Below are 21,864 nucleotides of genomic sequence, written 5' to 3'. Positions count from 1 at the left end.
ACAAGTGGCGGTTCAGAAGGTGAGAAGAAACCGTAGCGAGCGGTTCGAGCTTGCGCCGAGGACCGGAGCCGTACTCTGTACGGTGAGGACCGCAGGTGCGAGATCGGACCGCGCAGCAGGTTTATTCACACCTTTTCAGTCGATCAGGGCTCCGTTGTCGTGGAAAGGAAAGGGGCCTTCGAAGCGGCCGGAAGCCGCCAGATGGGTGACGAGGCGGCCGCTTCGCGCGGACCACGCATGCACGCGGAAAGCGGGCGGCTCCAGCGTCCAGGCCGAGGCCGCGCTGGGCGCCAAGTCGAGGCAAACCTGGTGCGCGGGCGCCGGCGAGGTCGAGGCGATCGAGCCGCCGAAGCGCACGTCGATGGCACGGTGCAGGTGCCCGCAGATCACGCGCTCGACGTTGGGATGGCGCGCGATCAGCGCCTCGAGTGCGCCAGCGCCTTCGAGCAGTCCGATCTCGTCCATGTGGCCGATCAGCGTCGTGAAGGGCGGGTGGTGCATCGCGACCACGACGGGCTCATCGCGGCAGGCGTCGAGCATGGCTTCGAGCCAGCCCAGGCGCCGCTCGCACAGCGTGCCGTGGCTCGCGCCGGGCACGCAGGTGTCGAGCGTGAGGAGCCGCAGCCCGCCGACACGCACCGAATACTGGATGAAGCCGGCCGTGTCTTCGCCCGTACCGAGGTACGCATGCCCGGGAAAGCTCTTGCGCAGCTGGTCGCGGTCGTCGTGGTTGCCGGGCATCAGGTAGACCGGCATGGTGAGCGGGGCGAGCAGGCGCGCGAGGTGCTCGTACTCGGCGGCGCGGCCGAAGTCGGTCAGGTCGCCGGTGATCACGACCGCATCGGGTTGCTGCGGCAGGGCGAGCACCGACTGGACCGCCTGCTGGAGATACGGCGCGGTGTCGATGCGGCCATAAGCCAGCCGGCCCGGCTCGCGGATGTGAAGGTCGGTCAACTGGACCAGAAAAGTGTCTTGCATCGTTGTTGTGCTCATGCCGTGGGCTCCTGCGACGTCATCAGGCGATCGGGATGGACGCGAAGGCCGACCGGATCGCCCGGACCGAAGGGGTTGTCGCGCCCCACGTCGGCCACGAGCAGCGGCTGGTCGTGCACGCGCAGTTGAAGCTGCACGCGGTCGCCGAGGAAGGTGCGGCGCTCGACGGTGGCACTGCCCCAGTCGGGCCGGGGCGCGCTCACCTCGACGTCTTCGGGCCGCACCAACAGCGTCGCATGGCCCTGCCAGGCGGGCGGGCAAGGCAGGGTGCTTCCGCCGAGTCGGACAACGCCTTGCGCGATGGCCTCGGGCGCGCGCTCCAGCCGGTTCACCCGGCCGAGGAACTCCGCGACGAAGGGATGCGACGGCGCGCGGTACAGGTCTTCACCGCGGCCGACCTGCACGATGCGGCCGGCACGCATCACGGCCAGGCGGTCGGCGATGGCGAGCGCCTCCTGCTGGTCGTGCGTCACGTGGATGGCGGTGATGTGCAGGCGGCGCAGCAGCTCGGCGAGTTCGTCGCGCAGCGACTCCTTGAGCTTGGCGTCGAGCGCGGCCAGCGGCTCGTCGAGCAGCAGCACGCGGGGGCGCACGGCGACGGCGCGCGCCAGGGCCACGCGCTGGCGCTGGCCGCCGGAGAGTTCGGCAGGGCGCTTGTTCTCCAGCCCGCCGAGGCGCACGAGGTCGACCAGTTCGCCGACCGCGCGTTTCTCTTCAGCGGGCGACACGCCGCGGATGCGGAGGCCATAGCCGATGTTGGCCGCCACCGTCATCTGCGGAAAAAGCGCGTAGCTCTGGAACACCATGCCCACGCCGCGATGCTCGACGGGACGCTCGGTCACGTCTTGGTCGCCGAAGACGATGCGGCTGCCCGCATCGGGCGCCTCCAGCCCCGCGATCAGCCGCAGCAGCGTGGTCTTGCCGCAGCCCGAGGGCCCGAGCAGCGCGAGCACCTCGCCGGCCTCCACATGCAGGTTGGTGGGTTGCAGGCCGCGCGTGCCGTCGGCATAGGTCTTCGCGCAGTTCGCGATGTCGATGGGGATGCGTTCAAGTTCCATGGCGTTTCTGCATCAGGTTGGCAAGGTACTGCAGGCCCCACAGCACCGGAAGAATGACGGCGAAGAAGACCAGCGTGTAGGCCGATCCGATCTCGATGCGCATCGAGGCGTAGCTGTCGGCCAGGCCCACTGGCAGCGTGCGGGTGAGCGGCGTGTGCAGCATCCAGGTGAGGTTGAATTCGCCCACCGAGAGCGTGAACACCATCAGGCTGCCGGCCACGATGGCGGGGAACACCGCGGGCACGAGGATGCCCATGAAGCGCTGGCGGAAGTTCGCGCCCAACGAGCGCGCGGCTTCCTCGAGTGCGAGCAGATCGTCGCGCTGGAAGGCCGAGCTCACGGTGCGCACCATGAAGGGCAGCGTGAAGACGATGTGGCCCACGAGGATGAAGGCGAAGCTCGTGCGAAAGGCGGTGAGCTGGCCGTAGGCGAGGATCAGCGCCAGCGCGGTTGCGAGACCCGGCACGGCGACGGGCAATGTCAGTAGTTCCTCGAAGATGCGCGCGGCCCGCGAGCGGCTGCGCGCCAATGCATAGGCGCAGGGCACGCCCAGCAGCACGGTGCAGATCACGCAGGCGACGGCGAGCCCGATCGACCAGCCGACGGTGCCGCCGTAGTTCTCCCACACCTCGCCGAGCCAGCGCAGCGTGAGGCCGCTCTTGAGGCCCGCGCTGTAGTTGTTGACCAGCCCTGCCATCACCGAGAGCAGCATCGGCGCGATCATGAAGAGGCTCACCAGCACCGTGATGGCCAGCAGGAAGGGCGCCTTGGGTTGCGTGTTCTTGCTCATGCATGCGTCTCCTTCAGCGAGCGACCGGGTTGGCCCCGAAACGCCGCGCGACGAACAACACCAGCCAGGTCACGAGGCCCAGCGAAATCGACAGCGACGCGGCGAGCGCGAAGTTGGCGTAGTTGGTGAACTCGTTGTAGATGGTGATCGGGATCACCTCGAACTTGCTGGCCAGCGTGAAGGCCGTGCCGAAGGCGCCCATCGACGTCGCGAACAGGATCGCGCCGCAGGCCAGCGTGGTGGGCGCGAGCTCGGGCATCCACACGTCGCGTGCGACCCGCAGGCGCGAGGCGCCGAGCGAGCGCGCGGCTTCTTCAAGCTGCACGTTCATGGCCTCGGCTGCCGCCGCGTAGGTCGCAATGGCGCGCGGCAGCGAGAAATACAGGTACGCGAGAAAGAGACCGAGCAGCCCGTAGGCGAAGGTGATGCGCTCGCCGATCAGGCTGTCGCTCACGTCGGCCACGAGGCCTTGCCGGCCGCCCAGCAGGATCACGAAGAAGCCGATGATCACCCCCGGAAACGACAGCGGCAGCGTGAGCAGCGACAGCAGCACGCGCTTGCCGAAGAAAGCATGGCGCGCGAGGTAGATGCCCACCGCCGCGCCGAGCACCAGCGTCGCCAGCGTCACTGCTATCGACAGCACCACGGTGTTGACCATGCTCTGCAGATAGCGCGCGTCGGTCAGCACTGCGAAGTAGGTGGCCCAGCCTTTGTCGGCCGGCAGGGCGAGCAGGCGCACCACCGGCAGCAGCCAGAAGGCGGTGAAGAAGGCGGCTGCGGGTGCCACGCAGGCGAGCAGCCGCCAGCGTGGGTTCCAGGCGTTGGCGGACTTCATCTCAGGGGGCCTCAGCGCACCTCTTTGAGATACCGGTCGGAGAACGCGCGCTGCGCCTCGGCCATGCGGCCGTAGTCCACGCTCTTGGCACGCGCGTATTCGCTCGACGGCAGGAACTGCGCCTCGATCTCCTTGGGCATCGCGCTCGCGCGCACCGGGCGCAGGTACGCCTTGGCCCAGATCGCCTGGCCTTCGTCGGACAGCGTGAAGTCGAGCACCTTCTTCGCGTCGGCCGCATGCGGCGCTTTGGCGACCAGGCTCATCACGTAGGGCACGACCAGCGTGCCTTCGCTCGGGATGACGAAGGCGACGTTGGCCTTGTCCTTGTACTTGGCGCGGTAGGCGTTGAAGTCGTAGTCCAGCAGGATCGCGATTTCGCCCGAGAGCACGCGCGCGTACGAGGTCTGTTTCGGCACGATGGGTTCGTTCTTCTGCAGCGCCTTGAAGTAGTCGATGCCCGGCGTGAAGTTGTCCAGCGTGCCGCCGCGCGCCTGGTTGACCGCCACCGCACCCACGTAGCCGACGAAGGCCGAGGCGGGGTCGAGGTAGCCGATGAGGCCCTTGTATTCAGGCTTGAGCAGGTCGGCCCACGACTTGGGAATCGGCTTGCCCTTGAGCGCATCGACGTTGACCATGAAGCCGAGCGTGCCCGAGTGGATGGTGAACCAGTTGCCGGCCGGGTCCTTGAGGCCGTCGGGGATGTCTTTCCATGCGGCGGGCTTGTAGGGCTCGACCACGCCGTCCTTCGCGGCCTGCACCGCGAAGGTCACGCCGAGGTAGGTGACGTCGGCCACGGGGCTCGCCTTCTCGGCGACCAGTTGCGCGAGCGACTGGCCCGAGTTCTTGTTGTCGGCCGGCACGGTGACGCCGGTCTTGGCCTTGATGGCCTTGAGCTGCGTGCCCCAGTCGGCCCACTCGGTGGGGCAGTTGTAGCAAATGGCGGTCTGGGCCATGACGCTGCCTGCGGCAACGAAGGTGGCGGCGATCAGCCCGAGGCGGGCGATGCGGGAGATACGGAGGGACATGAAGAAGCTCCTTGGATGGATGTGGGTGGGAGTGAGGCGGTGATCAATCGGTGGCGACGTCGCACGCGGATGCGCACGACTCGCCGTCGCGGAAGGTGTGGGGCAGCAGCAGGCTCGCATCGGCCTGCAGCGTGGCGCCGCCGGCCATCGACTGGATCAGCAGCTCGACGCTATGGCGGCCGATGTCGCTGTTGGGCTGGGCGATGGTGGTGAGGGCCGGCGTCAGGTCTTCGCCGAGCGCGATGCCGTCGAAGCCGATCACGCTGAGGTCCTCGGGCACCGAGAGCCCGCCCAGGTGCGCGGCGCGGATGCTGCGGATGGCGAGCAGGTCGTTCGAGCAGACTAGCGCGGTGGGGCGGTTGCCTCCCTGCAGCACGCTGGCGAGGGTATCGACGGCGCTTTCGACGAAGGGCACTTCGATGAGCGGCGGTGCCTTGAGCCCCGCATCGGCCATGCCCTTCTGGTAGCCGCGGTAACGCTGCTGCGCGCGATCCGACGCAGCGAGCGTGCCGTTGACCATCGCGATGCGGCGATGGCCGAGCAGCACGAGGCGCGCGACCGCGTCGGCTACGGCAGCTTCGCTGTCGACGGTGACGCAAGGATGGTCCGCATGCCGGTTGTAGGCAAGCACGTAAGGCGTACCGGTGGTTCGCAGCCGTGCGAGCGCCTTCGAGGTGGAAGGGTTGGAGACCACGAGGATGAGGCCGTCGACGTTGCCGGCGAGCAGCAGTTGCACCGCGCGCTCTTCTTCGTCGAGCCGGTAGCCCGTGGTAACGGGAAGGATCGCGTAGCCACCTGCGAGCGCCGCGCGCGCGATGCCCTGCAGGCATTCGGCAAAAGTCGGGTTCAGCAGCGTGGGCAGCACCACGCCCAGCGTGCGGCTGCGCTGGGTGCGCAAGGTGCGTGCGCTGGCGTTGGGCACGTAGTGCAGTTCGCGCGCCACGCGCTCCACCAGCTCGCGCGTGGCGGGCGTGACCTTGTCGGGGAAATTGAAGGCCCGCGACACAGTGGCCACGGAGACCTTGGCTTTGGCGGCTACGGCTTGAATGCTCATCGTGCAGTGTTCATGTAATCGATTACATTGAACCGCGGCAGTATGACTTCGTTATGACATCGATTGAAGCGGGGAGAAACCCTCGCCGTCTCGGCGAAGGGGCGAGCCGGCCCCAAAGAAAAAGGGCCCGAAGGCCCTTGAGTAATTTGCTTGACTGGCTCTACTTGCCCCGGCGAACCCGCCGGATCTCGTCCACGATCAGGCAGATGGCCCCGAGCGTGATCGCGCTGTCCGCCGCATTGAACGCCGGGAAGTACCAGTTGCCCGCGTGAAAGCTCAGGAAGTCGACAACATAGCCGTGCATCATCCGGTCGACCACGTTGCCGATGGCGCCGCCCAGGATGCAGGCCATCGCGAACGAAAAGAGCTTCTGACCCGCGTGCGACCTCAGCATCCAGACGATGAAAATCGCCGCCGCCACGCCGATCGCCGTGAAGAACCAGCGCTGCCAGCCCGAGTGGTCGGCCAGGAACGAGAACGCGGCGCCCGTGTTGTGCGCCCGCACGACGTTGAAGAAGCTCGTCACGTAGGTCGCATCACCGAGCTTGTAGTAGCCCAGGATCAGCGTCTTGGTGAACTGGTCGATGATCACGATGATCACCGCCAGCCCGAGCCAGGGCCAGATGCCCAGGCTGCCACCGCGCGAACGCGATGCCGATGCGGAACGTGTCGTGGCCATCAGGCAAAGCTCCGCGATTCGCCGGCGCCGAACAGGTTGCTCGTGCAGCGGCCGCAGATCGTCGGGTGCGCCGCATCGTGGCCCACATCTTCGCGGTAGTGCCAGCAGCGCTCGCACTTCTGCGCGGTGCTCGGCGCCACGGTGGTCGCGAGCGTGTCGCCCGCGGCCAGCGCGATGGCCGAGGTGATGAAGACGAACTTCAGGTCATCGCCCAGCGTGCTCAGGAGCGCGAAGTCGTCGGCCGGCGCGCTCAGTTGCAGGTCGGCCTGCAGCGACGAGCCGACCTTGCCTTCGGCGCGCACGGCTTCGATGTCCTTGTTCACCACGTCGCGGATCTCGCGGATGCGGCTCCACTTGGCGAGCAGTGCTTCGTCGGGTGCGTCGAACGTGCAGTAGGTCTCGGCAAAGATCGATTCGCCCGGTTTGCCGGTGCTCACGAACTTCCACGCTTCTTCGGCCGTGAAGCTCAGGAACGGCGCCATCCAGCGCAGCATGGCTTGCGAGATGTGCCAGAGCGCCGTCTGTGCGCTGCGGCGCGCGAGCGAGCCGGGGGCGCTCGTGTAGAGGCGGTCCTTCAGGATGTCGAGGTAGAAGCCGCCCAGGTCTTCCGAGCAGTAGATCTGCAGCTTGGACACCACCGGGTGGAACTCGTACACCTTGTAGTGCGCAAGGATCTCGGCCTGGAACTGCGAGGCGCGCGCGAGCGCGTAGCGGTCGATCTCGAACAACTGATCGAGCGGCACCGCATCCTTGGCGATGTCGAAGTCGCTGGTGTTGGCCATCAGGAAGCGCAGCGTGTTGCGGATGCGGCGGTACGAATCGACCACGCGCGCGAGGATCTTGTCGTCGCCCGCGATGTCGCCCGAATAGTCGCTTGCAGCCACCCAGAGGCGGATGATTTCCGCGCCCAGCTTGCTGCTGATTTCCTGCGGGTCGATGCCGTTCTTGAGCGACTTGCTCATCTTGATGCCCTTGGCATCGACCGTGAAGCCGTGCGTGAGCAGGCCGCGGTAAGGCGCGCGGTCTTCCAGCGCGCAGGCGATCAACAGCGACGAATGGAACCAGCCGCGATGCTGGTCATGGCCTTCGAGGTACAGGTCGGCTTCGGGGCCCGTCTCGTGATGCACCGTCGGGTGCGTGCCGCGCAGCACGTGATAGAAGGTCGAGCCCGAGTCGAACCACACCTCCAGGATGTCGGTGCTCTTGGTGTAGCTCGGCGCATCTTCGGCGCCCAGGATCTCTTCGGTCGTCACGCGGCTCCAGGCCTCGATGCCGCCCTTCTCGACGATGTCGGCGGCCTGGTCGAGGATTTCCATGGTGCGCGGATGCAGTTCGCCCGAATCCTTGTGCAGGAAGAACGGGATCGGCACCCCCCAACTGCGCTGGCGGCTGATGCACCAGTCGGGCCGCCCGGCGATCATGTCGTGCAGGCGCGCCTTGCCGTTCTCCGGATAGAAACTTGTCTGTTCGATCGCGTCCAGCGCGGTCTGGCGCAGCGTCTTGGGCGCCTTGTCCTTGGTGAACACGCCTTCGCCCTCGTCCATGCGAACGAACCACTGGGCGGCCGCGCGGTAGATCACCGGCGTCTTGTGGCGCCAGCAGTGCGGGTAGCTGTGAATGATGGTCTCGGTCGTCAGCAGCCGGTTGGCGTCGCGCAGCGCGGCGATGATCACCGGCACGGCCTTCCAGATGTTCTGGCCGCCGAAGAGCGGGAAGTCGGGCGCGTAGCTGCCGTTGCCCTGCACCGGGTTCAGGATGTCGTCATACGCCACGCCGTGCGCGATGCAGGAGTTGAAGTCGTCCACGCCGTAAGCGGGCGAGGAGTGCACGAGGCCGGTGCCGTCGGTGGCGGTGGCGTAGTCGGCCAGGTACACGGGCGACAGGCGCTTGTAGCCCGCATCCACGTCGTACAGCGGATGCTCGAATTCGAGCCCGCCGAGCGCCTCACCCTTCACCGTGGCCAGCACCTTGCCGTCGAGCGCGTAGCGCGTCATGCACATCTCGACCAGCGAGTTGGCCAGGATCAGCAAGCCGCGCTCGGTGTCGACCAGCGAGTACTCGATCTCGGGGTTGAGGTTGATCGCCTGGTTGGCGGGGATGGTCCACGCGGTGGTGGTCCAGATCACCGCGAAGATGTCGCCCAGGATCGTGTGGTCGGTGCCGAAAGCCTTGAGCACCTTCTCGCGCTCGTGCGCCTTGAAGGCGACGTCGATGGTCTGGCTCTTCTTGTCGGCGTATTCGATTTCGAACTCAGCCAGCGACGAGCCGCAGTCGAAGCACCAGTACACGGGCTTCAGGCCCCGGTAGACGAAACCGCGCTCGATCACGCGCTTGAACGCGCGCAGCTCGCCGGCTTCGTTGGCGAAGTCCATGGTCTTGTAGGGATGGTCCCATTCGCCCAGCACGCCCAGGCGCTGGAAGTCGAGCATCTGCTGGGCGATTTGCTCGGTGGCGTAGGCGCGGCTCTTGGCCTGCATCTCGTCGCGGCTCAGGTTGCGGCCGAACTGCTTTTCGATGGCGTTCTCGATCGGCAGGCCGTGGCAGTCCCAGCCGGGCACGTAGAGCGCGTCGAAGCCTTCGAGCTGGCGCGCCTTGGTGATCATGTCCTTGAGGATCTTGTTCACCGCGTGGCCCATGTGGATCTGGCCGTTGGCGTATGGGGGGCCGTCGTGCAGGATGAACTTGGGCGCGCCGTGGCGGGCGTCCCGCAGGCGGTGGTAGCGGCCTTCGTCGTTCCATTCCTTCACCCAGCCCGGTTCGCGCTTGGGCAGGTCGCCGCGCATCGGGAAGGGGGTGTCGGGCAGGTTCAGCGTGGAACGGTAATCGGTGGGGGTGGCGGCAGCGTCAGACATGTTGGGAGTGCGAAACAGAGGGGCTTCGACAGGCTCAGCCCGAACTGCATTGAGCGGTCGGTGCGGAAGATATAGCCGTTCGCCCTGAGCTTGTCGAAGGGCGGCAGCACGGGGCGTGCAGGGCTAAATTCGGTCGCGCGTGGTCTGGCGGTGGGTTTCGGCGTGGGTCGATGCGAAAAACGCACGTGCGTCGCGCCCATCCTTGGCGATGCCCGCAGTGAGGGCCTCGAGGCTGGTGTAGCGCAATTCGTCGTGCAGTTTGTGCAGGAGTTCCACGCGGACGATTTTACCGTAGGCCCCTTCGGACCCCAGATGCGAGGGCCACTCCAGGCAATGCGTCTCCAGCAGCACCCGGCCGGCGTTGACGTCGTTGGCGTCCAGCGAGGGGCGCACGCCGAGGTTGGCGACGCCCGGCAGCGGCTTGTCGGCCAGGCCGTGCACCAGGACCGCGAAGATGCCGCTGGCGGCGGGTTTCCAATGCTTGAAGCGCAGGTTGAGGGTGCGAAACCCGTCGTCCTGGCCCGGTGCCGAGGCGCCCAGCGCGCGGCCGAGCTTGCGGCCGTGGACCACGTGGCCCGAGATTGTGTAAGGGCGGCCGAGCAGCGTCTGGGCGTCGGCCATCCGGCCTTCGGCGAGCGCCTCGCGCACCGCCGAACTTGAGACGCGCAGGCCGTGCACCTCGTAGCTGTTCATGCGCGCCACGTCGAAGCCGCGCGCGTCGCCGGCGGCATCGAGCATGGCGTAGTCGCCGGCCCGCTTGGCGCCGAAGCGGAAGTCATCGCCCACCAGCACGTAGCGTGCACCCAGGCCATCGACCAGCACGTTCTGGATGAAATCCTCGGGCGATTGGGAGGCGAGCCGGCCGTCGAAGGGCAGCACGATGGTCTGCGCCACGCCGCAGGCCGCGAGCTCGCTGAGCTTGTCGCGCAATGTGCCGATGCGGGCGGGCGCGAGGTCGGGCTTCTTGGTCAGGGCGGCGAAGTAGTCGCGCGGGTGCGGCTCGAAGGTCAGCACGCAACTGGGCAGCCCGCGCTGGCGGGCCTCGGTCTGCAGCAGCGCGAGCATGGCCTGATGGCCACGGTGCACGCCGTCGAAATTTCCAATGGTGAGGGCGCAGGCAGGGGCTACGCCTGGGTGCCGGAAGCCGCGAAAAACCTGCATCGGTGAGTATCTTTTTGATAGCGCCTTTCGCCCGCCAATTGGGCGAATCAGGCCGATTTGTCACAAAGCCGGTATATTGTGACGCAGTGCGTTGCCTGGCGTGGGTCTCCGATGCGCTCCGTGTCCCTGGTCTTTCCGTGTTCTCTCACTTTCTTGAGGAGGCGTGTGTGAAGGTCTTGAAGCTGTCGGCCCAAGGGCTGCCCCAGTCATGGATATCGCTCGAACAGGCGGTGATTCACTACGCGGCGGACGAAGTTCGCTGGGAAGTGGGTGCGCAGGTGGCGGTGTTTCGCGGCGGGCACAACGCTGTCACGGGCGAGCAGTCGCAGATTGCGATCAACAGCATCATCGGCACCAAGGGCGTGCCGCGCATCAATCCCTTCACCCAGCGGCCGGGCCTCACCAACAGCAAGCTGTTCTCGCGGGACCGCAATGTCTGCGCCTACTGCGGCGGGCATTTCCACGAAGACGAGCTAACGCGCGAGCACATCATTCCGTTTGCCCAGAAGGGCATCGACACCTGGATGAATGTGGTCACGGCCTGCAAGCCGTGCAACCACCGCAAGAGCAGCCGCACGCCCGAGCAGGCGAACATGCCGCTGCTCTATGCGCCCTACGTGCCCAGCCTCTGGGAAGATTTCATTCTGCGAAACCGCCGCATCCTGGCGGACCAGATGGAATTCCTGATGGCGCACCTGCCGCAAAGCTCGCGGCTGCACGACACCTAGCTTCTTTTTCAGCGCTTCCAATCCGGCGGGCGCTTTTCGATGAAGGCCTGAACGCCTTCGAGCGCGCTCTCGTCCATCATGTTGCAGGCCATGGTCTGGCTGGCGTCGGCGAGCGCGGCTTCGATGCCGGTTTCCAACTGGCGATAGAAGAGGGCCTTGCCGAGCGCCAGCGCCTTGCGGGGCTTGGCGACGATGCTGGCGACCAGCGCCTCGACCGCGCCATCGAGTTCAGCGGGCACCGCCACCCGGTTGACCAATCCCTTCTCCCGCGCGTCCTCAGCACTGATGAATTCGCCTGTCACCAGCATCTCGAACGCTTCCTTGCGGCCGAGGTTGCGCGACAGCGTGACGCTCGGCGTGGCACAGAACAGCCCCACGTTCACCCCGCTGACGGCAAAGCGTGCATCGCTCGACGCCACGGCCAGGTCGCACACCGCCACCAGTTGACATCCGGCAGCGGTCGCGATGCCGTGCACCCGTGCGATCACCGGCACGGGCAGCCGCTGGATCGACAGCATCATCGCGCCGCAGCGCTCGAAGAGCTGCTGGTAATAGCCGAGCGACGGTTCCGCCCGCATTTCCTTTAGGTCATGGCCCGCGCAGAAAGCCTTGCCCTCGGCCGCGATGACGACGGCGCGCACGCTCTCGTCGGATGCGATATCGCCCAGCGCCGTTTCGAGCGCGCCGAGCATGCCCTCCGACAGGGCGTTGAAAGAGGCCGGGCGATTCAGTGTCAGCGTGACCACGCCGCGCGCGTCGCGCGCTGTGAGCACGAAAGGAGAGGCCGTGTCGTTCATGGCGTGATCCTCAATAGGTCAATTCGAGCACCGTCACATGCTCCTTCACCGCCGGCCACGTCAAGCCGGTAATGCGCTCTCCGTTGAATTCACCAGTGACCGCGCGCTGCGGCTCGCTCGCGGCGATGCGCAGTCTGGAACTCGACACGCCCGAGCCCTTGGGCGGCACCCCGGCCGGCAGGCTTTGTCCGTCGAAGCGCATCGTGTCGCGCTCCGCATCGAAATACCCCCGCGGCCGCGTGAAGACCACGACCACATTGGCGCTGCCGTCACTGGGCGTGATGCGCTCGGGCCGCAGGTTCACGACCCCGCTGCTGCGCGGAAACGGGCTGCGGTAGATGTGCGTGGTGCCGTAGCCGGGCGCGCTCAAGACGAACTCGTAAGACGTGCCGCCGCGCGCACTGAACGGACCCCAGCGGCCGTCGGCACCGATGTTCTTGCTGTGCACCGCATCGCCCTGCCGCACGCCCGTGGCCGGGTCGACGGCGTAGACGCGGAGTTGCCCGCCATTCAGCGAAAGGTTCTCCGCGCCGATCGCACGGCCGTCGAGCACGACATTCGTCTCGGCCGCCACCGCCGTGCTGCGCGGCGCCTGGCCGGTCAGGAACTGCCACGTCGCCGCAAACGCCGCGGGCGAGAACGAGGTCTCGCGGTGATCGACGCGCGGCAGCACGACATTGGTCGCGCCCTTGAGCGCCGGCCCGTCGAAGCCGATGTTGGTCGGCTTGCCAGGTGCGCCGATCCACACGCCGTCGGGCTGCGCGTACTTGTCGTTGTTGTCCGAGCGCAAGGTGAGCCACTTCACGCCGGGCGTGACCTCGTCGCCGTTCGCGCCCTTGGGCGCATTGAGCTGCTGCATGAAGCCCGAGAGGCCCGAGAACTCGTTGTTTTCGCGGAAGCCCTTCACCGCCCAGATGCCATGCGCCGGATTGCCGCCGAGCACCACATGACTCACCACCGCCGCGCCGCCGCCGTTCTGCACGTAGTTGCGGATCGTGTTGCCGCCGCGCGAGTTGCCGATCAGCACGACCTTGCTGGCGCCCGTGGCCTTCAGCACCTTGTCGACCTCGGTCTTCAGGAAGACGGCCGAATCCTTGGTCGAGCTGCGGCCGGGCTGGGCGACCGCGTCGTCGTCGCGAGCCAGCGGGTTCGGCTGGTCGATCGCAAAAAGCCGGTCGCGCGGCCAGCCGTTCGATTCGAAGCGCCAGATCGTGGTCTGCCAGAGCGCCGCCGAATCGCCGTTGCCGTGCATGAAGACGATCGGCGGGCGTTCGGTGAACGAAGGCGAGGGCGCGGTGGCGCAGGCGGTCAGCATGGCGGTCGATGCGAGCCCCAAGGTGAGGGGCAGGGCGAGGATGGTGCGGCGTGATTGCATGTTTCGTTCCTGGCGGGGTTCCAAGTGAAAACGCCCGCCGGCGCAAGGCGGGCGGGCGTTGGATGCTATGGGAAAACGGCTGTCAGGCGAAGACGCCGGCCGTGTCCTGCATGCGTGCCGACACTTCGCCCAGGTGGTGCAGCGTGTCGCCGAAGGTCATCTCCAGCTGCGTGAGCTTGCGGAAGTAATGGCTGCCGATGTATTCGTCGGTCACCCCGATGCCGCCGTGCAGCTGCACCGAGTTGGCGGCCACGTAGCGCATCGACGTGCCCAGCTGGTACTTGGCGCGCGCCAGCGCCTGGCGCCGCTCTTCGGCCGGGGCGTTGAGCTTGAGCGTCGCGTAGTAGCTCATCGAGCGCGCGAGTTCCAGCTGCATCTTCATGTCGGCGACGCGGTGGCGCAGCGCCTGGAAGGTGGAGATGGTCACGCCGAACTGCTTGCGCTGGTTCATGTAGTCGACGGTGAGGGCGACCGTCTTGTCCATCACGCCGACCGCTTCGGCGCAGGTGGCGGCGATGCCGACATCGACCGCGTATTCCAGCGCAGCCAGGCCGTCGGCCGTGACCAGCGTGGCGTCAGCCTTGTCGAACACGACCTCGGCCGCGCGGCCGCCGTCCTGCGTGCCGTAGCCGCGGGCTTCGACGCCGCTGGCGCTGCGCTCGACCAGGAAGAGGGCGATCTTGCCGTCCACCTTCGCCGGGACGAGGTACGCATCGGCTTCGTCGCCCACGGGCACCACGCTCTTGGCGCCGGTCAGCGAATAGCCGTTACCTGACTTGGTTGCAGTGGCCTCGCACACGTCGAGGCGGTAGCGGGACTTGCGCTCCTGGTAGGCCAGCACCACGATAGCCTGGCCGCCGGCGATGCGCGGCAGCCAGCTGTCCTTGGTGCCTGCGTCGGCGTAGCCGCTGAGCACAGCGCCGGCGATCAGCGTCTGCGCGAAGGGCTCCAGCACGATGCCACGGCCCAGTTCTTCCATGACGACCATGCCGGCTACCGGACCCATGCCCAGGCCGCCGTCGTCTTCGGCGATGTAGAGGCCGCCCAGGCCGAGTTCGGCCAGTTCGTCCCACGCCTCGCGCGAGAAACCGCCCTTGGCCTCGATGCCGCGGCGGCGCTCGAAGTCATAGCCCTTGTCGACCCACTTGCGGACGGCGTCGCGCAGCTGTTCCTGGTCGTCGGTGAAATTGAAATCCATGTTCTTGTCTCCTCAGCCCAGGACCGTCTGCGCGACGATGTTGCGTTGCACTTCATTGCTGCCACCGTAGATCGTGGTCTTGCGCATGTTGAAGAAGGTCGATGCGAGCGGTGCGAGCGCCGGATTCCCGCCCGGGAAGTTGCCCTGCCAGCCGGCTTCCATCGCTTCGCGGATGAGCGGTAGCGAATAGGCGCCGCCGGCCAGCATCATCAGTTCGCTGTAGCGCTGCTGGATCTCGCTGCCGCGGATCTTGAGCAGGCCCGCGACGTCCAGCGAGTTCTTGCCCGAGGTGGCGGCCGAGAGCACGCGCAGCACCATCATCTCGAGCGCGACGATGTCGACTTCGAGCTTGGCGATCTCGTCGCGGAAGCGCGTGTCGTCGTAGACGCCTTCGCTCTTGGCGATGCGCTTCAGGCGCTCGAGCTCGCGCTTGGCGCGGTTCACGTCGGCGATGTTGGTGCGCTCGTGCGAGAGCAGGTGCTTGGCGTAGGTCCAGCCCTTGTTCTCTTCGCCGATCAGGTTCTCGGCGGGCACTTCGACGTTGTCGAAGAACACTTCGTTGACTTCATGGCCGCCATCGAGCAGCTTGATCGGGCGCACCGTGACGCCGGGCGACTTCATGTCGAGCAAGAGGAAGCTGATGCCGGTTTGCGGCTTGCCTTCGTTGCTGGTGCGCACGAGGTTGAACATCCAGTCGCCGTATTGGCCGAGCGTGGTCCAGGTCTTCTGGCCGTTGACGATGTACTTGTCGCCCTTGCGCTCGGCCTTGGTCTTGACGGAAGCCAGGTCGGAACCCGAACCGGGTTCGCTGTAGCCCTGGCTCCACCAGACTTCGCCGCTCGCGATGCCGGGGAGAAAGCGCTTTTGCTGCTCGGCGTTGCCGAAGGCCATGATCACCGGGGCGACCATCACGGGGCCGAAGGGCACGATGCGCGGCGCGCCGGCGAGGGCGGTTTCTTCCTCGAAGAGGTGGCGCTGGATGGCGGTCCAGCCGGGACCGCCGAATTCGGTGGGCCATCCGTAGCCCAGCCAGCCCTTCTTGCCAAGAATCTTGGCCCAGTTCTGCAGATCGTCGCGCGTGAGTTCGAGCGCGTTGTGCACCTTGTGCGAAATCTCTTTGGGGAGGTTGTCCTTGACCCATGCGCGAATCTCTTCGCGGAACTTCTGTTCATCGGGCGTGAAGCTCAAATCCATGCGTGCCTCGCTGTGTTGATCGGTCACCGCCGACGCGGTGTGTCTCCGGAGCTGCGAGTTTTAGCACGGTCGTGCTGCGATCCGGTGTCCGCGTTGCGACAAGCCGGGCATGTACCCCCCGGCTTTTCACTTCGCTTGGCTACGTGTAGTTCGCCACCCCCCGAGGGGGAGGCCGGCTCGCCTTGGGGCGGCCCGGCGGCGGCCGCCGTACACGGATAATCCCGCCCTCCCATGAAGAACATCGTGATCCTGATTTCCGGCGGCGGCTCCAACATGGCGGCCATCGTGCGTGCCGCCGAGCGCGACCGCTGGGCCGAGCGCTTCGGCGCGCGCATTGCCGCCGTTGTCAGCAACAAAGCCGACGCCGGAGGGTTGGCGCTTGCCAGGTCGCAGGGCATTGCCGCCGAAGTCGTTCCGCACAAGGAATTTCCGACGCGCGAGGCTTTCGACGAGGCACTGGCAAAGGTTGTCGACGCGTATTCGCCGGCGCTGGTCGTGTTGGCGGGGTTCATGCGCATCCTGACGCCGGGCTTCGTCGGGCGTTATGCCGGGCGGCTGGTGAACATCCATCCCTCGCTGCTGCCGGCCTTTCCGGGGCTCCATACCCATCAGCGCGCCATCGATGCGGGCTGCAAGGTGGCCGGTGTGACCGTGCACCAGGTCACCACCGAACTCGACCACGGGCCGATCCTCGCGCAGGCCGTGGTGCCTGTGCTGCCCGATGACACCGCCGCCACGCTGGCGGGCAGGGTGCTGGCGCAGGAGCATCAGTTGTATCCACGCGCCATTGCCGAATGGCTTGCGGATACATCGAGTCACATTCGTTAATTTTGTTTATATTGGCAGGTTTTCGGGGGAGTTCGAAGTGAGGAATAGATACCCAAACCTGCTGGCGACTGTCGCTGGCGCCGCTCTCGTGGCGGGCTGTGCAGCGTCGACACCGGCGCCCGCACCTGCCCCCGCTCCGGCGCCTGCCGCACGGACGGAGCCGGTCTATCAATGCAACGCCGATAGCGCCAAGTTCGCCGTCGGGCAGCCTCTGACGCCGCAGCTGGAAGCCGCGGCCCGCGCCCGGTCCGGTGCCGGGATCGTCCGCGTGCTGAAGCCGGGCGAGGCAGTCACCATGGAATTCAACGGCGGGCGGCTCAACCTCCACGTCGATGGGCGCAACCGCGTGACCGCGGTTGGCTGCGGCTGACCCGTGTCCCGCGAGCCCGGTTAGATCGGCGCGAACCTGCGCTGCACCACGCTGCCGATTTCGATTGTTTCGCCGAACATTGCCGCGGGGCGGACCCAGAGGCCTTGAGCCCCGTAAAGCGCGCGATACAGCGTCATGGGCTCCAGGGTTTCGCTGTGTCGCACGGTGCCCAGGACTTCGTATTCACCGCCCTTGTAGTGGCGGTAGCGGCCTGGAGGCGTTTCGATCAGGGGTGGCAGGTTGTCGTCGTTCAACGGGAGCTTCTTTCTTTTTAAAAAACGGTCGGTGCTTGATTTGACGGGAGTCGAATGGATCGCGCGGATTTTGTTCACCTGGTTCGACTGAGCGAGCATGCCAGTGCCGACAACAGCGCGCGTTACCGGCGCGGCGTGGCGGCGTTTGCCGCACTCGGCTATCTCTGGGTGCTGGGCTGCCTCGGGCTCTCGGTGGGCATCATCGCCTGGGTGGTTTTGTCGCTCGGGCGCGAGCGCTTCAGCGTGTCGCGCGGCTGGCTGCTGGTCTTTGCGCTGGGGCTGCTCTGGGCCACGGTGCGTGCACTCTGGGTGCGCTTCGACGAGCCGGAGGGCAAGGAACTCTTGCGGGAGGATGCGCCGGCGCTCTTCGAGGCGCTGGACCGCATCCGCAGCAAGATCAAGGGCCCGCCGGTCCACCGCGTCTACCTGGACGACGATTTCAACGCCAGCATTCGCCAGGTACCGCGCTTCGGGCTGTTCGGCGGAGCGGTCAACTCGCTCAGCATCGGCTTGCCTCTTTTGATGATGCTGAACCGGCAGCGGCTGCTGTCGGTGTTGGCGCATGAGTACGGCCACTTGCGTGGCAACCACGGCAAGCTGAGTGCCTGGATCTATCGCACGCGGCTTTCCTGGCTCAAGCTGGACGCGAGCCTGCAGAGCGACGAAGGCGTGATGGCGCTGGTGTCGCACGCGTTTTTCCGCTGGTACTTCCCGCGCTTCGCGGCGAAGACGTTCGCGCTGGCACGGCAGGACGAGTACGAGGCCGACCGCATCTCGGGCCGGCTGCTGGGCACCGCGGTGGCGGCTGCCGCGCTGACCGAAATCGCGATCAAGGGCGACTGGTACGCCAACGAGTTCTGGCCCGCGCACTGGGCTCGCGCCGAACTGGAACCGCAGGCCCCGGGGCCCTTTGCCGCCCTGCGCAAGTTAGCGCACGTGCCGCCCAGCGACGATTTCGCCCGCCAGGCGTTGCGCGAGGCGATGCGCCGCGTCAGCGATCTGGACGACACGCACCCGGTGCTGCGCGACCGGCTGGAATCGCTGGGTCAAAAGGCGGTCCTGCCGCCGTGGTCGGAGCGGCCGGCGCTCGATCTGCTGGCCGACAGCGCGAAATGGATCGGGCATTTCGACAATCAGTGGCGCCGCGCCCACGCCAGCGACTGGAAGCAGCACCACGCGCACCGCGCGCGCATCCGCGAGCGCATCACGGTGCTGGCGGCACGGGGCGAGCGCAACACGCCCGACGAGATGGTCGAGTGGGCCGATTCCGAGCGCCGGCTCGATCCGGCGGCGCCGGTGCGCGTGCGCTACGAGAGCGCGCTGCGCATTGCGCCGGAGCACCCGGGTGCTTTGCGCGGGCTGGTCCAGATGCTGCCCGTGAGCGACCGCGCCGGCCGGCTCGCGGTGCTCGAGCGGCTGCACCAGTCGGGCGCCGCCAGCCGCTGGTGGGCCGCCAAGAGCGCTGTCGCTTCGCTGGAAGACCCCGACGCCGGACCTCACGACGAGGAGGCACTGAAGCTGTGGCGTGGCAGGCTCAAGGAGGCGGAGGAGGCCGAGGCGCGCGCCTGGGAGGAAATCACCGAGACCCCATTCTTCAGCCAGATCGGACGGCACGACCTGAACGACCACGAACTGGGTGAATTGAAGGCAGATTTAGTTCGCTGCCTGCCCGTGTCGCGGGCTTGGCTGGTGCGCAAGAACCTGCGCGAATTCCCGTGGCGCCGCGCCTATATCGTGTTCGTCGAACTGCCGGGGCTGGACGACGACGACCGCTGGCAGCTGTGTCGTCAGCTGGAACAGACGCTGACGCTGCCGGGCGCCGCGCTGGTGCTCTGGGCTGGGTATTCGCCCACGCTGGCGGACATCGAGCAGCATGCTTTCGGGGCGGTCTGGACGCGCGAGGCGTAGCACAGCGGGCGCCTGAGACAATCGGGGGATGCACCCCAAAGCCCTGTTGGAGGCCACCGCCGATCTGGTGGGCCTTGTCCTGAAATTCGATCACCCGGCCGACCAGGTCGTTTCCCGCTTCTTTCGCGACCACCGCGAGTTCGGCCCGCGCGAGCGCGCCACGCTGGCCGAAACCGTCTACACCGTGCTTCGCAAGAAGCTGCTGTTTGACCACCTCTCGCCTTCGGGCAGTGGGTCGAAGGAGCGCCGCATGGCGATCCTCGGCTTTCACGGGCCACGCGATTTTCTGAAGAGCGCGCTCAACGACACCGAGAAGCGCTGGCTCGACAACTGCGATGCAGTCAAGCCGGAAGACCTGCTGGAGCGCCATCGCCACAACCTGCCCGAGTGGCTGGTGGCGCCGCTCAAGGCCCAGCTCGGTGATGGGTTCTGGCCGCTGGTCGAAAGCCTGCAGCAGCCGGCGCCGCTCGATCTGCGTGTGAACGCACTGACCGACAAGCGCGCGGAGGTGAAGGCGGAGCTTGCGAAGGCTGCTATCAAATCTGAAGTGACTCCGTTCTCGCCGTGGGGTTTGCGCATCGAAGGCAAGCCGGCTCTGACCAAGCTGGACGCGTTCGCTCGCGGCGCTGTCGAGGTGCAGGACGAGGGCTCGCAACTGCTCGCGTTGCTGCTGGACGCCAAGCGCGGCGAGATGGTGGTCGATTTCTGTGCCGGCGCGGGGGGCAAGACCCTGGCCATCGGTGCCACGATGCGGAATACAGGGCGTCTCTATGCCTTCGATACCTCGGCGCACCGGCTCGATGCGCTCAAGCCACGGCTGGCGCGCAGCAAGCTGTCGAACGTTCACCCGGCTGCCATCGCTCATGAACGGGACGACCGGATCAAGCGACTGGCAGGCAAGATCGACCGGGTGCTGGTCGACGCGCCGTGCTCGGGGCTCGGGACGCTGCGGCGCAATCCGGACCTGAAATGGCGCCAATCGCCCAAATCGGTGGAGGAGTTGACGGTCAAGCAGACCGCCATCCTGCAAAGCGCGGCCCGGCTTGTGAAGTCGGGCGGGCGGCTGGTTTATGCCACCTGCAGCGTGCTGCCGGAAGAAAACGAGGCCATCGCCGAGGCTTTTGGCGCCGCGAATCCCGATTTCGAGCCCGTGGACGCCGCGGAACTGCTGGAGGGCCTCAAAGTGGAGGGTTTCGAGGCACTTTGCGCTGGTGGGGCGGACGGCAGGCGCTATCTGCGCCTGTGGCCGCATCGCCATTCGACCGACGGTTTCTTCGCGGCCGTATGGAACCGCAAATAGGGGCGGGACTCCAAACTAGGGTTAATCAGCGATTTTCTTGAAGGGTAAACGGCCTTGTTTTGGGCCGGCCCCTTTAAAATCGCGGGTTAGCTTAAGGCTGCACCTTCGTGTGGCTATGGAGTACCTGACTCAATGTTGCTTCCTGACTCTGCCGTTCTGAATGCGGCCATCCAATGGCTCGGACACGGCTTGTGGGACCTCACATGGTGGCAAGTCGTGCTGTACACGCTCGTCACCACGCACATCACGATTGCCGCGGTCACGATCTTCCTGCACCGCACGCAAACGCACCGGGCCATGGATCTGGGCCCGATCCCCTCGCATTTCTTTCGCTTCTGGCTGTGGCTCGGCACCGGCATGGTGACCAAGGAATGGGTCGCCATTCACCGCAAGCACCACGCCAAGTGTGAAACCCAGGAAGACCCGCACAGCCCGCAGGTCAAGGGCATCGACGAAGTGCTCTGGCGCGGCGCGGAGCTGTATCGCAAGGAATCGAAGAACAAGGACACGATCGATCGCTACGGCCACGGCACGCCCGATGACTGGATCGAACGCAACCTCTATTCGCGCTACAGCTGGCAAGGCGTGGGCCTGATGCTGGTGATCAACCTGGCGCTGTTCGGTACGCTCGGCATGGCCGTGTGGGCAGTCCAGATGCTCTGGATCCCGATTACCGCCGCCGGCATCATCAACGGCATCGGCCACTATTGGGGTTACCGCAACTTCGAGGCACCCGATGCCAGCCGCAACATCATGCCCTGGGGTCTGATCATTGGTGGCGAAGAGTTGCACAACAACCACCACACCTACCCGACATCGGCCAAGTTCTCGGTCAAGAAGTACGAATTCGACATCGGCTGGATCTACATCCAGGCGATGCAGGTCATCGGCTGGGCCAAGGTCAAGAAGGTGCCGCCGAAGATGCAGATGGGCGATATCCAGCCCGTGGCCAACGAGAAGACGCTCGAAGCTGTCATCGCCAATCGCTACGAAGTCATGGCGGGCTATGCCCGCGAAATGCGCCGCGCTACCAGTGAAGAACTGGCTCAATTGAAGACCAAGGGTGCTGACCTGTCGGTGCTCAAGGCGGCCAAGCGTTGGCTGCACCGTGACGATGACAAGGTGCCCGCGTCGGCTCGCACGCATATCGTGCAGGCTCGCGCAGCCCATCCGGCGCTCGACAAGATGGTGACGATGCGCGAAGAGTTGCGCCAACTCTGGCTGAACACCTCGCAATCGCGCGAGCAACTGGCAGCCGACCTTGCTGCTTGGTGCCACCGTGCGGAAGCGAGTGGTATTGCTGGTCTGCGCGAGTTCTCTACGCGCCTGCGTTCTGCTCGCACTTGAACTAACTAGCGCAGCATCCCCATCCCCCATTAAAAACCGGCCTGAGCAGGCTGTGTAAATAGTCTGCTGGCCGCTTGAGTCGAGATGCCCCGCGATAGCGGGGCATTTTTCATTGGGC

General features: G+C 66.2%; 20 protein-coding genes. 6 read left to right on the top strand and 14 right to left on the bottom strand.

What is annotated here, in order from left to right:
* Window positions 1-135: 135 nt before the first annotated feature.
* The 9 genes from QFZ83_RS21765 to QFZ83_RS21725 all read right to left on the bottom strand — a co-directional run bounded on the left by QFZ83_RS21765 (window position 136) and on the right by QFZ83_RS21725 (window position 10,447).
* On the bottom strand, window positions 136-993 hold the full coding sequence (locus tag QFZ83_RS21765) for a phosphodiesterase (protein ID WP_307509982.1): 858 nt from the start codon (window positions 991-993) through the stop codon (window positions 136-138).
* Window positions 990-2,051, bottom strand: a complete 1,062-nt coding sequence (locus QFZ83_RS21760; RefSeq protein WP_307509980.1) for an ABC transporter ATP-binding protein — start codon at window positions 2,049-2,051, stop codon at window positions 990-992. The genes QFZ83_RS21765 and QFZ83_RS21760 overlap by 4 nt, the downstream gene beginning before the upstream one ends.
* Window positions 2,041-2,841 (bottom strand): ABC transporter permease, encoded by an 801-nt coding sequence (locus tag QFZ83_RS21755; RefSeq protein ID WP_307509977.1) that lies wholly within the window; start codon window positions 2,839-2,841, stop codon window positions 2,041-2,043. The genes QFZ83_RS21760 and QFZ83_RS21755 overlap by 11 nt, the downstream gene beginning before the upstream one ends.
* A gap of 13 nt (window positions 2,842-2,854) precedes the next feature.
* Entirely contained in the window at window positions 2,855-3,676 is an 822-nt protein-coding gene (locus QFZ83_RS21750) for an iron ABC transporter permease (protein WP_307509975.1), read from the bottom strand.
* A gap of 11 nt (window positions 3,677-3,687) precedes the next feature.
* Window positions 3,688-4,701, bottom strand: a complete 1,014-nt coding sequence (locus QFZ83_RS21745; protein WP_306880030.1) for an ABC transporter substrate-binding protein — start codon at window positions 4,699-4,701, stop codon at window positions 3,688-3,690.
* A gap of 43 nt (window positions 4,702-4,744) precedes the next feature.
* Complete coding sequence (locus QFZ83_RS21740; RefSeq protein WP_307509973.1) at window positions 4,745-5,755, bottom strand: LacI family DNA-binding transcriptional regulator; 1,011 nt, start codon at window positions 5,753-5,755, stop codon at window positions 4,745-4,747.
* 160 nt (window positions 5,756-5,915) lie between these two features.
* Window positions 5,916-6,434, bottom strand: coding sequence for a signal peptidase II (gene lspA, locus QFZ83_RS21735; RefSeq protein WP_013539829.1), 519 nt, complete (start codon window positions 6,432-6,434; stop codon window positions 5,916-5,918).
* Window positions 6,434-9,286, bottom strand: a complete 2,853-nt coding sequence (gene ileS, locus QFZ83_RS21730; RefSeq protein WP_307509968.1) for an isoleucine--tRNA ligase — start codon at window positions 9,284-9,286, stop codon at window positions 6,434-6,436. Before ileS ends, lspA begins: the two co-directional genes overlap by 1 nt.
* Window positions 9,287-9,409: 123 nt before the next feature.
* Window positions 9,410-10,447, bottom strand: coding sequence for a bifunctional riboflavin kinase/FAD synthetase (locus tag QFZ83_RS21725; RefSeq protein ID WP_306880026.1), 1,038 nt, complete (start codon window positions 10,445-10,447; stop codon window positions 9,410-9,412).
* A 167-nt stretch (window positions 10,448-10,614) separates the two neighbouring features.
* On the opposite strand from QFZ83_RS21725, the gene QFZ83_RS21720 reads away from it, so the two are divergent.
* The gene (locus QFZ83_RS21720) at window positions 10,615-11,175 is read left to right on the top strand and encodes an HNH endonuclease (protein ID WP_013539832.1); all 561 of its coding nucleotides are present in this window, start codon (window positions 10,615-10,617) and stop codon (window positions 11,173-11,175) included.
* 8 nt (window positions 11,176-11,183) lie between these two features.
* Here the strand turns inward: QFZ83_RS21720 and QFZ83_RS21715 are convergent, their stop codons facing one another.
* The 4 genes from QFZ83_RS21715 to QFZ83_RS21700 all read right to left on the bottom strand — a co-directional run bounded on the left by QFZ83_RS21715 (window position 11,184) and on the right by QFZ83_RS21700 (window position 15,739).
* A complete protein-coding gene (locus QFZ83_RS21715; protein ID WP_307509966.1) occupies window positions 11,184-11,972 on the bottom strand; it encodes an enoyl-CoA hydratase in 789 nt (262 codons plus the stop codon).
* Window positions 11,973-11,982: 10 nt separating this feature from the next.
* Window positions 11,983-13,347, bottom strand: a complete 1,365-nt coding sequence (locus QFZ83_RS21710; RefSeq protein WP_307509963.1) for an alpha/beta fold hydrolase — start codon at window positions 13,345-13,347, stop codon at window positions 11,983-11,985.
* Window positions 13,348-13,429: 82 nt separating this feature from the next.
* Window positions 13,430-14,545, bottom strand: coding sequence for an acyl-CoA dehydrogenase family protein (locus QFZ83_RS21705; RefSeq protein ID WP_307509960.1), 1,116 nt, complete (start codon window positions 14,543-14,545; stop codon window positions 13,430-13,432).
* Window positions 14,546-14,557: 12 nt separating this feature from the next.
* Window positions 14,558-15,739, bottom strand: a complete 1,182-nt coding sequence (locus QFZ83_RS21700) for an acyl-CoA dehydrogenase family protein (RefSeq protein WP_307509957.1) — start codon at window positions 15,737-15,739, stop codon at window positions 14,558-14,560.
* 231 nt (window positions 15,740-15,970) lie between these two features.
* Between QFZ83_RS21700 and purN the strand changes: the two genes are divergently transcribed.
* Together purN and QFZ83_RS21690 are read left to right on the top strand one after the other, a co-directional pair.
* Window positions 15,971-16,567 carry a phosphoribosylglycinamide formyltransferase gene (gene purN, locus QFZ83_RS21695; RefSeq protein WP_307509954.1) on the top strand — a complete coding sequence of 199 codons (597 nt, stop codon included), beginning with the start codon at window positions 15,971-15,973 and terminating at the stop codon, window positions 16,565-16,567.
* Entirely contained in the window at window positions 16,461-16,937 is a 477-nt protein-coding gene (locus QFZ83_RS21690) for an I78 family peptidase inhibitor (RefSeq protein ID WP_307509952.1), read from the top strand. The genes purN and QFZ83_RS21690 overlap by 107 nt, the downstream gene beginning before the upstream one ends.
* Before the next feature lie 20 nt (window positions 16,938-16,957).
* Here the strand turns inward: QFZ83_RS21690 and QFZ83_RS21685 are convergent, their stop codons facing one another.
* A complete protein-coding gene (locus QFZ83_RS21685; RefSeq protein WP_307509949.1) occupies window positions 16,958-17,191 on the bottom strand; it encodes a DUF1653 domain-containing protein in 234 nt (77 codons plus the stop codon).
* A gap of 54 nt (window positions 17,192-17,245) precedes the next feature.
* Here QFZ83_RS21685 and QFZ83_RS21680 point away from each other — a divergent pair, with 54 nt between their 5' ends.
* The 3 genes from QFZ83_RS21680 (at window position 17,246) to QFZ83_RS21670 (ending at window position 21,746) form a co-directional block, all read left to right on the top strand.
* Window positions 17,246-19,099, top strand: a complete 1,854-nt coding sequence (locus tag QFZ83_RS21680) for a M48 family metallopeptidase (protein WP_307509946.1) — start codon at window positions 17,246-17,248, stop codon at window positions 19,097-19,099.
* A 28-nt stretch (window positions 19,100-19,127) separates the two neighbouring features.
* A complete protein-coding gene (locus QFZ83_RS21675; protein WP_307509943.1) occupies window positions 19,128-20,399 on the top strand; it encodes an RsmB/NOP family class I SAM-dependent RNA methyltransferase in 1,272 nt (423 codons plus the stop codon).
* A gap of 132 nt (window positions 20,400-20,531) precedes the next feature.
* On the top strand, window positions 20,532-21,746 hold the full coding sequence (locus QFZ83_RS21670; RefSeq protein WP_307509942.1) for a fatty acid desaturase: 1,215 nt from the start codon (window positions 20,532-20,534) through the stop codon (window positions 21,744-21,746).
* Window positions 21,747-21,864: the final 118 nt, after the last annotated feature.

The sequence above is a fragment of the Variovorax sp. W1I1 genome (assembly GCF_030815625.1).
Taxonomy (GTDB): Bacteria; Pseudomonadota; Gammaproteobacteria; order Burkholderiales; family Burkholderiaceae_C; genus Variovorax; species Variovorax paradoxus_C.
Note: the sequence above shows the minus strand (reverse complement) of the source record. Positions and strands in the feature narration are given on the sequence as shown.

Excerpts from the sequence above, each read along its gene's own strand:
- QFZ83_RS21725 (WP_306880026.1), bottom strand. The coding sequence starts at position 10,447 with ATGCAGGTTTTTCGCGGCTTCCGGCACCCAGGCGTAGCCCCTGCCTGC.
- QFZ83_RS21675 (WP_307509943.1), top strand. The coding sequence starts at position 19,128 with ATGCACCCCAAAGCCCTGTTGGAGGCCACCGCCGATCTGGTGGGCCTT.
- QFZ83_RS21745 (WP_306880030.1), bottom strand. The coding sequence starts at position 4,701 with ATGTCCCTCCGTATCTCCCGCATCGCCCGCCTCGGGCTGATCGCCGCC.
- QFZ83_RS21670 (WP_307509942.1), top strand. The coding sequence starts at position 20,532 with ATGTTGCTTCCTGACTCTGCCGTTCTGAATGCGGCCATCCAATGGCTC.
- QFZ83_RS21680 (WP_307509946.1), top strand. The coding sequence starts at position 17,246 with ATGGATCGCGCGGATTTTGTTCACCTGGTTCGACTGAGCGAGCATGCC.
- purN (WP_307509954.1), top strand. The coding sequence starts at position 15,971 with ATGAAGAACATCGTGATCCTGATTTCCGGCGGCGGCTCCAACATGGCG.
- QFZ83_RS21750 (WP_307509975.1), bottom strand. The coding sequence starts at position 3,676 with ATGAAGTCCGCCAACGCCTGGAACCCACGCTGGCGGCTGCTCGCCTGC.
- lspA (WP_013539829.1), bottom strand. The coding sequence starts at position 6,434 with ATGGCCACGACACGTTCCGCATCGGCATCGCGTTCGCGCGGTGGCAGC.
- QFZ83_RS21705 (WP_307509960.1), bottom strand. The coding sequence starts at position 14,545 with ATGGATTTCAATTTCACCGACGACCAGGAACAGCTGCGCGACGCCGTC.
- QFZ83_RS21690 (WP_307509952.1), top strand. The coding sequence starts at position 16,461 with ATGACACCGCCGCCACGCTGGCGGGCAGGGTGCTGGCGCAGGAGCATC.
- QFZ83_RS21760 (WP_307509980.1), bottom strand. The coding sequence starts at position 2,051 with ATGGAACTTGAACGCATCCCCATCGACATCGCGAACTGCGCGAAGACC.
- QFZ83_RS21755 (WP_307509977.1), bottom strand. The coding sequence starts at position 2,841 with ATGAGCAAGAACACGCAACCCAAGGCGCCCTTCCTGCTGGCCATCACG.
- QFZ83_RS21765 (WP_307509982.1), bottom strand. The coding sequence starts at position 993 with ATGAGCACAACAACGATGCAAGACACTTTTCTGGTCCAGTTGACCGAC.
- QFZ83_RS21700 (WP_307509957.1), bottom strand. The coding sequence starts at position 15,739 with ATGGATTTGAGCTTCACGCCCGATGAACAGAAGTTCCGCGAAGAGATT.
- QFZ83_RS21740 (WP_307509973.1), bottom strand. The coding sequence starts at position 5,755 with ATGAGCATTCAAGCCGTAGCCGCCAAAGCCAAGGTCTCCGTGGCCACT.
- ileS (WP_307509968.1), bottom strand. The coding sequence starts at position 9,286 with ATGTCTGACGCTGCCGCCACCCCCACCGATTACCGTTCCACGCTGAAC.
- QFZ83_RS21715 (WP_307509966.1), bottom strand. The coding sequence starts at position 11,972 with ATGAACGACACGGCCTCTCCTTTCGTGCTCACAGCGCGCGACGCGCGC.
- QFZ83_RS21710 (WP_307509963.1), bottom strand. The coding sequence starts at position 13,347 with ATGCAATCACGCCGCACCATCCTCGCCCTGCCCCTCACCTTGGGGCTC.